This window comes from Brevundimonas vesicularis, assembly GCF_032067225.1.
GTDB lineage: Bacteria > Pseudomonadota > Alphaproteobacteria > Caulobacterales > Caulobacteraceae > Brevundimonas > Brevundimonas vesicularis_F.
Genome location: NZ_DAMBJX010000031.1, coordinates 24,931 through 38,271 on the forward strand (window position 1 = coordinate 24,931; position 13,341 = coordinate 38,271).

The window sequence follows — 13,341 nt, forward strand, 5'->3', positions numbered from 1 at the left end:
CGGCCGGTTCCCCCCTTGGCGAGCGCGAGCCTACTGCGTCGGACAGACGGCGTCGCCCTCGTTTGAGGCCAGACGGATATCCTCGACGGTGACCGCGAAGTCGGCAGCGGTGCGCAGGCCCCAGGGTTGGTCGACGGCGGCGATGTCGGCGCCGCGATCACGCAGGCACGACAGCCGGACCTTCAGCGTGCGCCATTCGCCGACAGGCGCTGTGGCGATCAGGCCGGAGATATCGACCGAACCGGCGCCGAGCGTCAGGAAGACGGGCCCCTTGGGCCGGGCGTCCACGCGGTAGCGGAAGGCAATGGCCATTTCGCCGTTCGATTGACGCGTCAGATCGACCGGCTGCGCCACGATCATCGCCTGACCGCCGCCCTGCGAGAAGGTCAGGGCGCGGGCCGATTCTTGGCCTGCGCCGTCGGTGGCGCGCGCGGACACGCCGCCGCGCGGACTAGCGCCGCTCTTTTCAGCGCCGAGGCGGAAGTCTCCTCCCGCATCGCGCAGCATCAGCGACCAGGGCGCGACGAAGCGGCCGTCGACGAAATAGCGATCCAGGCTGCCGCCCGCGTTGGCGACGCCGCTGTCTTCAGACAGCAGGCCGACGCGGGCGTTGCGCGCATAGGTCAGGCCGTAGCCATAGGCGAACTGTGGGTCATAGCCGGGCTGGCCGACGTTCAGGGGTTCGCCCTTGGCGGTCTTGGGCCAGCTGAAGGACAGGGTTCCGGTGAAGTCGTTGCGCGGCTTGCCCGCCGCATCGCCGACCAGCACGTCGGCGACGCCCGCTCCCTCCGTGCCCGGCAGCCAGGCGGCGACGAAGGCGTCGGACGCATTGATCTCAGGATTGGTCCACATCGGCCGGCCGGACAGGAAGACCGACACCGTCGGAATGCCCGCCGCCTTCAGCCGCTTCAACGTCTCCAACGGGCCGGTGGGCACGAAGTCCAGCGTGTCCACGTCGCCCTGGAACTCGGCATAGGGCGTTTCGCCGAAAACGACGATGGCCACGTCGGGCTTCTGGGTAAAGTATCCGTCGGCGCTGAGCGTCGCCTGGCCGCCGCCGGCGGCGACCGCCTCCTTGATGCCGCCCCAGATCGACTGGCCGTTGGGGAAGTCGGCGTTCGAGTTGCCCGTGCCCTGCCATGTCAGGGTCCAGCCGCCCGAGGCCTGGCCGATGTCGTCAGCGTGACCGGCGACCAGCACCCGCGCGCCCGAGCGGATCGGCAGGACCGAGCCCTCGTTCTTCAGCAGCACCAGCGACTTGCGCACCGCCTCGCGCGCCAGGGCGCGGTGAGCGGGCGAGCCCAGTTCGTTCAGATGCCCCTCGACCGGGCGGCTGTCGTTGAACAGGCCGGTCTTGACCTTGACGCGCAGGATGCGGCGCACCGCCTCGTCCAGGCGCGCCATCGGGATTTCGCCCGACTTCGCCTGGGACAGGGTGTTTTCATACAGCGGCTTCCAGCTGTCGGGCGCCATGAACATGTCGATGCCGGCGTTGAAGGCCAGGGCGCAGCTTTCGTTCGAACAGCCCGGCAGTTGGCCATGGGCGTTCCAATCCGACACCACGAAGCCGTCGAAGCCCAGCGGGCCGCGCAGCACGTCGGTCAGAATGGTCTCGTTGCCCGAGTGTTTGACGCCGTTCCAGCTGGAGAAGCTGGCCATGATCGACAGCACGCCGGCGTCGATGGCCTGGGGATAGCCGGACAGATGGGTGCGGATCATCTCCTGTTCGGACCCGGCGAAGTCGCCTTGGTCCTTGCCGCCCGTGGTGCCGCCGTCGGCAAGGAAGTGTTTGGCCGAGCCGGCGATATGGCCGGCCGCCAGCGGATGATCGGCCGAGAGCGAACCTTGAAGGCCCAGGGTCATGGGGCCGGCGTAGCTTTTGGCGACCTCGGGGTTCTCGGCATAGCCTTCATACGTCCGGCCCCAGCGGTCGTCCTGGGGCACGGCCAGAGTCGGGCCGAAGGTCCAGTCGGCGCCGGTCACGGCGACTTCCAGCGCCGTCGCTTCGCCGATGCGGCGGATCAGATCGGGATCTCGAGCGGCGCCCAGGCCGATGTTGTGCGGAAAGATGGTGGCGCCGACGATGTTGTTGTGACCGTGCACGGCGTCGATGCCGTAAATCAGCGGGATCCTGGCGCCCGGCCGGTGGGCCGCCGCCGCACGGAAGGCCTGGGCCAGTTCCACCCACTTGTCGGCCGAGGCGCGCTCGTCGCCGCCCGGCGAGGAGTTGCCGCCCGCCAGGATCGACCCCAGCGGATAGGTCAGCAGGTCTTCAGGCTTGATCGAGCCGATGTCGGCCTGGATCGTCTGACCGACCTTCTCCTCCAGCGTCATCCGGCTCATCAGTTCGGTGACGAAGGCTTCCGTCGCCCGATCCGTCATCGCCGCCGGAGACGCCGCATGGGGCCAAAGCGCCGGATGCGCGCGGGCCGCGTCGGTTACGATGGAGGCCTGAGACGTCACGGCCTGAACGGGAACGGCCCGAGCCATGCCGGGGTCGATGGCGCAGGCGCTCGACATGAGGGTGATCACCAGGGCGGTGGCGGCCATGCGCATGGAGGGAGACCTGATCGTTGCGGCCGCCACGCCGCCCAAGCCAACCCCGGAGACGCGCCTTCAGGCCGATATGGATGTCCGAAACAGCCCCGGACAAAACCCACTGTGCCAAACGTCTGACAGCGCTGTCAACAACTGCCTGAGTTCGCCCTTTAATGCTCGATGCGAGCCGTGGACTGGCGCGCGATCAGATCATGCGGAACGATGACACGCGCGGCGGCGTCGCCGTCCAAGAGACGACGCAGAGGCGGAATAAGGCGTTGCGCGGCGGCGGCGGCCATCTCCGCTACCGGCTGACGGATGGTGCTTAAATCCGGCGTGCTGAAACCCGCGCCGGGCGAATCGTCGAAACCCGCCACCGACAGGTCGCCGGGCACCGACAGTCCCAGCCTCGCCGCACATTGCAGGACGCCAAGGGCCGTATCGTCGTTACTGGCGAAGACCGCCGTGATGTCGGGCGAGGTCTCGTGCAGTTTCTCCATCGCCAGCGAACCGGAGCTGAAGGTGAAGTCGCCCTCCACCACCCAAGCCGGCACCACATCCAGGCCAGCCTCGGCCATGGCGTCACTGTAGCCAGCCAGTCGACGCCGGCTGGCGCCATAGGCGACTGGTCCGGTGACGAAGGCGATCCGCGTGTGCCCCAGGTCGATAAGATGACGTGTCATCTCCAACGCGGCGCGCCGTTCGTCCATCTCGATGCAGAAGCCCCGATCGAACGCCGCTTCCGGTCCGATGCGGGCATAGGGCGTACCGGCCGCGTCGAGGGCATCCATCACCACCGTATTGTCCGAGTTCGGCGGGGTCAGAATGACGCCCTCGGGCCGGATGGAGTTCAAGAGCGCCATCAGATCGCGTTCGAGATCAGGCGAGTTATGGTCCACCAGCTCGATCATCAGATGATAGTCGACCTGGCGCGCCTCCATCAGGGCGCCGAACTCCAGACGCCCCAGATAGTCGCTGCCGCGCCCGCTCTTCCAGTGTTCGATTGTCAGATCCGCGTCCACCAGGACCGCGATCAGGGGCGACGACGCTCCCGCCAGACTGCGCGCCGACAGACTGCGCCGATAACCCAGAGACGCAGCCGCCTCCTCCACCTTGGTTCTCAGCGTGGGGCTGACGTTCGGCTCGTTGTTGAGCACACGCGACACAGACTTGATAGACACGCCCGCCTTCGCGGCCACGTCATAGATCGTCACCGTCGCCAAATTCCGTCCCCCTGAACGTCGCTCTGACCGCTTCTAACATCCCCGTTCGAAAAGGCGATGCCGACACAGCTTATGGTCAGGCTTGTCCATCGCTGTCATGCCAAAAAATGGTCTGCTAGACAGTTGGCATGATGACCCAAAACGATGCCGGTCCCATCCGAAAAATCGTCATACTGGGCGGGGGAACCGCCGGCTGGATGACGGCCGCCGCCCTGTCTCATCGTCTGGCGGGCAGCGCCGTTTCGATCGAACTGGTCGAGTCCGACGAGATCGGCATCGTCGGCGTGGGCGAGGCCACCCTGCCCCACATCCGCGCCTTCAACACGGCCATGGGCATCGATGAACAGACGTTGATCGACCAGACGCAGGCGACCTTCAAACTGGGTATCCAGTTCGTGGACTGGGGGCGGCCCGGCGACAGCTACATCCATCCCTTCGGCGCCTATGGCGAGCCGATCGAGGGAATCGATTTCCACCATGTCTGGGCCGCACGTCGCGCCATGGGCGACGCCGCCGACATCAGCGATTACAGCTATCCTGTCAGGGCGGCCGAGGCGAACCGCTTCCAGCGGCCGGTTTCCGACCCCGGCTCCATGCTGTCCACCTTCAGCTACGCCTTTCAGTTCGACGCCAGCCTCTACGCCGCCTTCCTGCGCCAAGTGTCGTGCGGGCGCGGCGTGGTCCGCACCGAAGGGAAGGTCGTCGATCATGTTCTGGATGGCGAGACGGGCGATGTCGAAGCCATCGTCCTGTCGGACGGGCGCCGCATCGCGGGCGACCTCTTCATCGACTGCTCGGGCTTTCGCGGACGGCTGATCAATCGGGCGCTGGAGACGACGTTCGAGGACTGGAGCCATTGGCTGCCCTGCGACAGCGCCTTCGCCGTGCCGTGCCAGACGACGGCGCCGGTCGGCCCCTATACCCGCGCGACGGCCCGTGCGGCGGGGTGGCAATGGCGCATTCCGCTGCAACATCGCACCGGAAACGGCCACGTCTTCTCATCGGCCCATATTTCGGACGAGGACGCCGTGACGATCCTGATGTCCAATCTGGAAGGCCCGGCGCTGGCCGAGCCGCGCCGGCTGAGCTTCAGGACCGGGCGACGACACAAGCTCTGGAGCCGAAACGTCGTCGCCATCGGTCTGTCCGGCGGCTTCCTGGAGCCGCTGGAATCCACCAGCATCTATCTGATTCAGTTGGGGATCACGACCTTTCTGGATCTGTTCCCCGACAGGGTCGGGATGGCGGCGGACGCCGAGGAATACAATCGGATCATGGCGCTAGAGTTCGACCGGATTCGTGACTTCCTCGTGCTGCACTATGTCGCCAACCAACGTGACGAGCCGTTCTGGCGCGAGATGCGAACCATGGCCTGGCCCGACAGCCTTTCGGCCAAGGTCGAGGCCTTTAAGTCGCGCGGCCTGCTGCCCGACTACGATATCGGCGTCTTCCTGCCGCCCAGCTGGCTCGCCGTGCTGGTGGGGCAGAACATCGTCCCGAACGGCTGGGATCCGCGCGTTGATCGGCTGGAACCGCACGTCCTGTCCGCCAAGCTGGCGGCCCTGCGCGACGACGTCCGATCGACCGTTGATCGGACGCCCGATCACATGACCTTCATCCGCCAAGCGGCCCAGCGCGCAGGGGGCATCCGATGAGCGGGTCAGACAAGGTTTGGGTCATTCGAGGCGGCGGACTGGCGGCCTGGGCGGCGGCCGCGCTGCTGGCCCGCCACCTGCCATCTGGTCATTCGGTCCTGATCGAAGCCACCACTCCTCCCGCGCTCGGCGAAGAGCCCGAGGTCGTGATCGCCGAACCCGACGGCGTGCTCGTCCAGTTGTCGAACGGCGCCGACCTGTTGGCGCACGGCCACGGCGGCTTCTTCCTGGGCTCGCTGCTGCGAAACTGGTGCGACGGGCGAGACATCGCCGTCGTCGAGCAGGAGCCGCTGCCTGGGATCGATGGGGTCGCGCTGACGGACGTGGTGTTGCGCGCCGCCCGTCAGTCGCCCGCCGCCCCCGACTACGCCGCGCTTCTGGCGCCATTGCAGTTCCAGGCGCGCGTGATGGCGGCCGGTCGTTACGCCCATCCCAGCCCGGATCGGCAGTCGCCGCGGTCTCTTCTTCGCCCCCGACTGATTCTGGACGCGCGCGTTCTGACGGCGCGACTGCGGGACATCGCCCGGCGCGCTGGTGTGCGAGAAGGTGTGAATGACGCCCGCGAGATCGCGCCCTTCATGACCTTGGACACGCGCGCGAAAGTCGCCTTTGACGGGAACGGCGACTGGACCGCGCGCCTGGGCTACGACCGCTGTCTGACCGTGCGCTACGCGGGCGGCGATCACGAGCCGCGCGTGGACATGGCCAATCTGGTCGAAGGGCTGGCCAGTCGCAGCCCCCTGCCCGGCGGCGGTTTCGCCAGCCTGGCCTACGCCGCCGATCGCACCACCGCTGACGTTGCGAAGGCGGCGCTGGCGGCCTGGTTGGGCGACGTTGACGTCGCCGCCCAGTCGGACGTCGCCTTTGCCCCCGGCCTGGATACGCACCCCTGGAGCGGCCGTCGTCTTGCTCTTGGTCCGGCGGCGGCGCGCTTTGGCGACGGACTGGGCCTGGACAGCGTCCTACTGGAGCGACAGCTGACACAACTCGTCGCATCGCTGCCGGGCGCGTCCGAGCAGATTTCAGCCTGCGCCGAGGCCTATAATGAGGCGGTGGTTCGCGACATCGCGCACCGCGCGGATCGACTTCATCTTATCCTTCTGTGCGGGTCGCAAGGCCAGCGACTGGCCCCGGCTGGCGACGACCTGGCGCGTCGCATCGCTCAGTTCACGTCTCGCAACGCCGGCGTCGGCCTGGATGGCGATCCTTATGATGCTCAGCACTGGATAATGCTGATGGCCAGTCTGGGCCTCATACCGCGCCGTTACGACATCCAGGCCGACCGTCTGGACATCAAGGCCGCCATGGCGTCGCTGGGGCGGATGGTCATCGCTTTCGACCAGACCTTGGCCGCCCTGCCTGCCCATTTTCGGTTCGTCGACCGGCTGCGCGAAGGCGGCTGATTCAGAACGAAAAAAGGGGCGTCGATCGGATCGACGCCCCAAGTCTTCGCTCAGAGAAGAAGTCTTAGAAGGTGTAGCGCAGGCTGAACGTCACGCGGCGGTCACTGCGGAAGTAGGAGCGCGGGGCCAGCGGACCGGCCTGGTTCGCGCCGTTCAGGTTGTAGGACGTCTGCTGCTGGGTGACGGTGACCTCGTCCAGCAGGTTGGCGCCATACAGGCCGATCTTCCAGTTGTCGTTCAGCGTGTAGAAGATCGAACCGTCAAGCTGCCCCGTCGAGTCGTTGAAGATCGGCGAGAACGGGTTCACGTCGTCGCGCGGCGTCAGCAGGAAGCCATTGCGCCAGTTGTAGGCCAGACGCGCCGACAGACGATCCTTCTCGTAGAAGACCGAGAAGTTGTAGGTGTGCTTCGACAGCTGCTGCAACGGCAGCTCCAGACCCACATAGCGCGGCTCAGTCACGGCGTTGGGGAAGGTCGAAGGCTCGACATAGGTGTAGTTCGCCTCGATACCCAGCCCGCTCCACAGACCTGGCAGGAAGCTGTAGGTCTGCTGGTAACCGACCTCGAAGCCCTTGATCCAGCCGGAGCCGATATTGACCTGTTGGTTGACTTGGACGTCGGTGGAGACGCCCTGCGCGTTGCTGAACTGCTGCACGGTCGAGCCGCTGGCCAGAATGTCCGACAGGTCCTTGTAGAACGCGTTGAAGGTCACCGAGCTGCCCGGCTTGAAATACCATTCCACGCCCAAGTCATAATTCCACGAGCGGACGCCCGTCAGTTGCGATCCGCCGGTGAAGGTGGTCAGCAGCGGGGCGGTGTTGACGTCGCCGCCATTGTCCCGGACCTGGTTCATGTCGGTGTAGAACAGGGTGGCGGCGAAGGCCGTCACGCCGAAGTCCGGGCGCGTCATGGCGCGCGACACGGCCCCGCGGAACACCCATTCCTTGTACTTCAGATTGACGTTCAGGCTGGGCAGCCAGTCGTCATAGCTGTTGCCGCGCTCGACCTCTTGGAAGCTGCCGTCGCTGAAGGCGACCAGCTGGTTCAGACGGTCGTTCGACAGCAGGCAATAGCCCGGCGCCGACTGACCCGGCTGGACGGTCGAGCACCGGAAACGGGCGATGGCCGCCGCATTGGCCTGGGTGACCGGAATGTTCTGACCCGGGAAGCGCGGATCGTTGCCGTTCGCATCACCGAAGTTCTGCGCGATGTTGGGGCTGGAGATGAAGCCGCGCGTCTGGAAGTCGGTCTTGGCGTAGCGAACACCCAAGTTGCCGGTGATGGCGGTGTCCGGACCGAAGACATCATCCCAGCCGAAGTCGAACCGGACATAGGCCGATGTCGTCTGTTCGGCCGAGTTGTTGATATCGCCCGGCAGGAAGGGCGTGCCGGCGATGGCGCCCGGACGCTGATCCAGCGGACGCCAGGTCGCGCCCGAGCTGCTCGCTGCAGCCAAGGCCGCCTGCAGCGTGCCGTCCCGATAGGCCGCGATCAGATCGGCCGTCGGATAGAAGCCGTTCATCGGCGTCGGATTATGGCCGCGCTGGAAGTTGGGGAAGTCATAAGCTTCGACGGCCAGCGGACCTGTGGTCTGGAACGGCGTGACGCCGCCGGCCCAGCTTTCGGAAATGGCACCCCAGTTATAGGCGGTGTAGCGACGCGTCTGCTCGCGGTCCGAATAGCGCGCACCCATTCGAATGGCGCGCAGTGGCGAGTTGTCGAAGTCGTATTTGACGTCCGCCTTGAACGCGGTCTGATCACCGTCCGACTGCTCGATGTGATCCATCGCCGAACGATAGTAGAAGTTCGACGGATCGTTTGTGCTGGCCGACGGCTGGCCCGAGGCGTCCACAAACTGAATGTCCGGCACGCCGTGACGCCCTTCGCCGATCAGGGTGTAGAGCGGCGTGATGGCGCCATAGACGCTCATGTCCAGATCGTCGGCGCTGGCCTTGCTGTACTGCGCATCCAACCAGATCGACAGGCGATCGGTCGGATGGAATTCGGCGGCCAGAGAGAAATCTTCGGTCAGGGTTTGCAGATCGCGCTGGCGCTTGGGCAGAACCTGCAGGTTCGGCGCATTGCTGACCAGCAGACCGCTCGTGAAGACGCCGTTGGAATCATAGGTGAACGACTGGCCCGGCAAGGGGGTCGGGTTGCCGCCGCTGCCCAGATCCACTTCGACCACGCGCTCGCCCCAGGCCGAGGTCGAGTCGGCGCGAATGTATTCGCCGGTCAGCTTGGCGCGGCCGTCGGTCGATTCCCATTGCAGCGAGCCATCCAAGGTCGAACGCGAACGGTCGAACTGCTGGGTCCGCACCGCGCCGCCGCGCGGGACGTATCGGCGATCCTCGCCGTTCGACAGATCGGACCGATAGGTGAAATCTGTCAGGTGGCTGCCGTAAGCTTCGGAATACAGGTCGGATTCGCCATAGCTCAGCAGGGCGCCGAACGAGCCGTACTGGGTGTCCCAGACGTTGCTGATCAGGGACGAGAAGCCCAGGCCCGGCTTTTCACGCAAATCGCCATAAGAGCCTTCCGCCGTCGCGCCGAAGACGAACTTGCGGCTGTCGAACGCCTTGCGGGTGCGCAGATCGACGACCCCGGCGATGCCGCCTTCGATCCTGTCGGCCGTCGCATTCTTGAACACCTGCACGCTCGACAGGAGTTCCGGCGACACGTCGTTGAAGCCCAGGGCGCGACCCGTGTTCACGCTGAAGGCGTCGCGGCCGTTGAACTCCGAGCGGACGTAGGACAGGCCGCGAATGATGACGTTGGAGCCTTCGACCGAGAAATGGTCGGGGTCGGTCGGGCCCTGGAAGCGGTTGATGTTCACGCCGGGGATGCGTTGCAGCACTTCGTTGACGGACTTGTCCGGCAGCGCGCCGATATCGTCAGCCGTGACTGCGTCAACGAAGGTGTCCGAGTCGCGCTTGATCGCCTGCGAGGATGCGATCCGCGCCCGGATGCCGGTGACGACGACGTCGTCCACCTGCGCCGCATCGTCCGTGGCCGGGGCAGTCGTCTGCGGCGCCGGCGTCGATTGCGCGTGGGCGGCGGTTGCGCCGACGACGGCGACCGTCAACGCCAGGGCGGACGCGGAACGGCGCAGCCCGCGAGCGGCGGGCCCATAGCCGGCTTGGAACATCTCTGACTTCACTTCTGATCCCCCCGAGGACGGTTCAGCCCGTCGCAATCGTTTCGGCAGCCTTGATCGACCGTCCGCGAGCGTGTTGGACTACCGATTGACAGCGATGTCAACGCCTCGCGACAAGCTTGGCGCGTTTTTGATCAGCGGGTTCAGAAGCGGCGCGCGCCCACCATTGCGAAGGACGCCAGTCTGCTGACACGGCTTTCAGGCGGCAGGCCCGGTCTCAAAACGCCTTGCGATTCATCGTCGTCGCCAGAACATCTTCGTGCGTCGGCAGGGCGTCGGCCGTGCGCCAGATGCTGTCTCGGATCGCTGACAGCCGGCCCAGATTGGCGTCATGACTGATAACGTCGGAAATCGGGTGACGTCCGTGCGGCGTCAGTCCCTGCCCCACCGCGACCGCCAGCCAGCTTGATTCGGAAAAGATATCATGGTCGCGCCTGACGATCCGACCCGTCTCCTCGAACAGGGCGATCTTGGCCGCCAGCCGGTCCGGGATCGGCATGTCGCGCACTTGGCTCCAGAAGGATCCCGCTCGCTGATTGACCTTGTAATGCAGGATCAGGAAGTCGCGGACCGTGACGAATTCCTCCTCCATCAGCACGTTGAACTCACGGCGAAGGCCGTCGCTGTTTTTGTGCGACGGAAACAGGGTGATCAGCTTGGTGATGGCGCTCTGGATCAGGTGAATGCTGGTCGATTCAAGCGGCTCGAGGAATCCGCTCGACAGTCCGACCGCCACGCAGTTGCGCTTCCAGCAGTCTTTGCGCCGGCCCGTGGCGAACCGCAGGCGACGCGGCTCGGCCAGAGCCGTACCCTCCAGCCGCGACATCAGCGCGTCCTCGGCCTCCTGATGCGAGAGATGCGCCGAGGAATAGACGTAGCCATTGCCCACTCGGTGTTGCAGCGGGATGCGCCATTGCCATCCGGCCTCGCGCGCCGTCGAACGCGTGTAGGGCGATAAGGGCTCCTCGCGCTCGCACGGCACGGCGACAGCGCTGTCACACGGGAGCCAGGAACTCCAGTCCTCATAGCCGGACGTCAACGCCTGCTCGATCAGAAGGCCGACGAAGCCGGTGCAATCGATGAAGAAGTCGCCTTCGACGATCCGCCCGTCGTCCAGCCTGACGCCCGAGATATCGCCATCCGCCGCCTGCTGGACCTCGACCACCCGCCCCTCATGGCGAACGACACCCAGCCCTTCCGCAAAGCGGCGCAGGAAGCCCGCATAGAGCGCCGCATCGAAATGATAGGCGTAGCCCAGGCTGGACAACGGCGACTGCGGCCCACCCTGCGGATGGACGAAACGGCCACGGCGCGCGGCCTGCCAGGCCATGGAATAGGTTTCCAGCGGCTCCGCCCCGCCTTCGGCGCAGGCTTTCAGCCAGAAATGATGAAAGGCGATGCCTTCCATATCCAGCCCGAAGGCGCCGAACGGATGGAAATAGCGCTCACCCTCGAGTCGCCAGCCGTCGAACTCGATCCCCAGCTTGAACGTGGCCTTGGTCTCACGCAGGAAGTCCGCCTCGTCGATCCCCAGGCGCGCATTGAACTTCAGGATTTCCGGGATCGTCGCCTCGCCCACCCCGATGATGCCGATGGCCTCGGATTCGACCAAGGTCACGGTCTTGCCCGCGCCCTCAAACGCATGCATCAGCGCCGCCGCCGCCATCCACCCAGCCGTGCCGCCCCCAATGACGACGATGCGATCTATGATTAAGGATGAGTCAGCCAAGTTGCACCTCGGTCACGATTGTCGGGCTCAATTGCGGATTCATCAATGGCATTAGCTTGTTCCGTGGCCGAGGAGGCGCGGAATCGATCATCATACTTGTTGGGTCTATCTGTTCGGCCATTTTTAGATTGGCGCTAGGTGCAACGCCCTACCCTTCATCACTCACCGAGGTAGGCAATGAGTGGGTAGTAGACATGAGCACAGCGCCGGTGAGCATTCGCAAGAACGTCGCGGATGGAAGTGGCGGCCATACTTAAATTCCTCCTGCACTGCAGCCAGCGGGCAAGGAACAGTCTCGGTTGGATGTGGGGGAACGTACACATGGCCGAGACACTGGCCCATCACAGCCATCGCCATCAGCGACATTTCAGAACTCTAATCTCGACGAATGTTGAATGCCAACAGGCGCGCGCCCCTCGTCGCAGCTAGCAGAAATAGGCCGTGGCCTTTGCACAACCGCCGACGGATTGGCGTGCTTAGCGACCAGCCGACAGGCTAGCGTCGATTACACGTTCGCCATTGCGCACATCAGAGATGACGGTGGGAAAGCGTTCGGATTGCACCCTGCATCGGACCTTCGTTCGATTGAGGTGATCCCTGTACGCGCGTCGAACCTCAGAGCGCGTTAGTCCGTCGAGGTCGAAGAGAAGTTTGAAGTCTGCGCGTTCTAATTCCCTGCCTTGATTGTAAGCGGCTTGAAGATTTTCGGACGTCCATCCTTCTGTTGTCGCTCTCGCTTCAAAACGATCGACGACGCCGCGGGCGGCTGTCTGGTTCACCCCGTAGCCGTAGTCACGGCAGATCGCGACGGCGGTTGAGAGCCGGCCCAACCACACGCCTTCCTCCGCCAAAGGGGGAGCTTGTGACGCAACGTGGGCGGCTGCGAACATGGCGGCGAAAAGCAAGACTATTCTCCTTTGCGCTACCTAGATGATCACGCGAGGTTGCGAATGTCGAGCATTCAGCGCTCGACTAGTGACCGATTTCGGGCCAAGATCATCGCCGCCAAGACCGTCGAGGCGCGGGTTCTAGCCGGCATCCGCGCCAAGCTGCTCACACCGCAGGCCATGGCGGAGGCCGTCGAGAGCCTGCGGCAAGCCAACGTCGCCCGCCGGCAGGCGACGCTGTCGGCGCGGGCTCCGATGGAGAAGGAACTCGCCTCCATTGAACGTCAGATCGAACGCGCTCAGCTGATGTGCATGGAAGGGGCGATGGAGATTGAAGACCTCAAGGCCCGCAGCCTTCCACTGAAGGCGCGCCGCAGCGAGCTTCAGGCCTTGCTGGCCGAGGTCGACGAACCCAGCGTGGTCACACTGCATCCCTCAGCCGCAAGCGCCTACGGCCAACTCGCCGGACGCTTGCACGAAGCCTTAGACGGCGATGACGGCGAAGAGGTCCGCACAGAGATCCGCAGGCTGATAGACCACGTCGATTTCTATCCGTTGGAAGGCCTAGGCAAGTTCGACCTGCAGGTGCATGGCAGCCTGGCCGTGTTGCTGGGTCTGAATGAAGCCCGGACAGCAAAAAGCCCCGCCGGTTCGGGCGGGGCTTCTGGGGTCCCCACAAGGTGTGAGGTCGATCTGGGTGCGGGAGTAGGATTTGAACCTACGACCTTCAGGTTATGAGCCTGACGAGC

Annotated in this window: 8 protein-coding genes; 3 read left to right on the top strand and 5 right to left on the bottom strand. The window is 65.0% G+C overall.

The annotated features are described in order from the left end of the window. Positions 1–30: 30 nt before the first annotated feature. Positions 31–2,490, bottom strand: coding sequence for a glycoside hydrolase family 3 protein (locus RT123_RS09670; RefSeq protein WP_313008934.1), 2,460 nt, complete (start codon positions 2,488–2,490; stop codon positions 31–33). A 218-nt stretch (positions 2,491–2,708) separates the two neighbouring features. Then, positions 2,709–3,752 carry a LacI family DNA-binding transcriptional regulator gene (locus RT123_RS09675; protein ID WP_313008936.1) on the bottom strand — a complete coding sequence of 348 codons (1,044 nt, stop codon included), beginning with the start codon at positions 3,750–3,752 and terminating at the stop codon, positions 2,709–2,711. 137 nt (positions 3,753–3,889) lie between these two features. Between RT123_RS09675 and RT123_RS09680 the strand changes: the two genes are divergently transcribed. Both RT123_RS09680 and RT123_RS09685 read left to right on the top strand, forming a co-directional pair. Further along, a complete protein-coding gene (locus RT123_RS09680; RefSeq protein ID WP_313008925.1) occupies positions 3,890–5,416 on the top strand; it encodes a tryptophan halogenase family protein in 1,527 nt (508 codons plus the stop codon). Beyond that, complete coding sequence (locus tag RT123_RS09685; RefSeq protein WP_313008926.1) at positions 5,413–6,819, top strand: tryptophan 7-halogenase; 1,407 nt, start codon at positions 5,413–5,415, stop codon at positions 6,817–6,819. The genes RT123_RS09680 and RT123_RS09685 overlap by 4 nt, the downstream gene beginning before the upstream one ends. Positions 6,820–6,883: 64 nt before the next feature. On the opposite strand, the gene RT123_RS09690 is transcribed toward RT123_RS09685, so the two are convergent. The 3 genes from RT123_RS09690 to RT123_RS09700 all read right to left on the bottom strand — a co-directional run bounded on the left by RT123_RS09690 (position 6,884) and on the right by RT123_RS09700 (position 12,610). After that, the gene (locus RT123_RS09690; protein WP_313008928.1) at positions 6,884–9,967 is read right to left on the bottom strand and encodes a TonB-dependent receptor; all 3,084 of its coding nucleotides are present in this window, start codon (positions 9,965–9,967) and stop codon (positions 6,884–6,886) included. A 226-nt stretch (positions 9,968–10,193) separates the two neighbouring features. Beyond that, positions 10,194–11,705 carry a tryptophan halogenase family protein gene (locus RT123_RS09695; protein WP_313008929.1) on the bottom strand — a complete coding sequence of 504 codons (1,512 nt, stop codon included), beginning with the start codon at positions 11,703–11,705 and terminating at the stop codon, positions 10,194–10,196. A 476-nt stretch (positions 11,706–12,181) separates the two neighbouring features. Then, positions 12,182–12,610 carry a hypothetical protein gene (locus tag RT123_RS09700; RefSeq protein WP_313008931.1) on the bottom strand — a complete coding sequence of 143 codons (429 nt, stop codon included), beginning with the start codon at positions 12,608–12,610 and terminating at the stop codon, positions 12,182–12,184. A 45-nt stretch (positions 12,611–12,655) separates the two neighbouring features. On the opposite strand from RT123_RS09700, the gene RT123_RS09705 reads away from it, so the two are divergent. Next, positions 12,656–13,330 (top strand): hypothetical protein, encoded by a 675-nt coding sequence (locus tag RT123_RS09705; RefSeq protein WP_313008933.1) that lies wholly within the window; start codon positions 12,656–12,658, stop codon positions 13,328–13,330. The last annotated feature ends 11 nt before the right edge of the window (positions 13,331–13,341 follow it).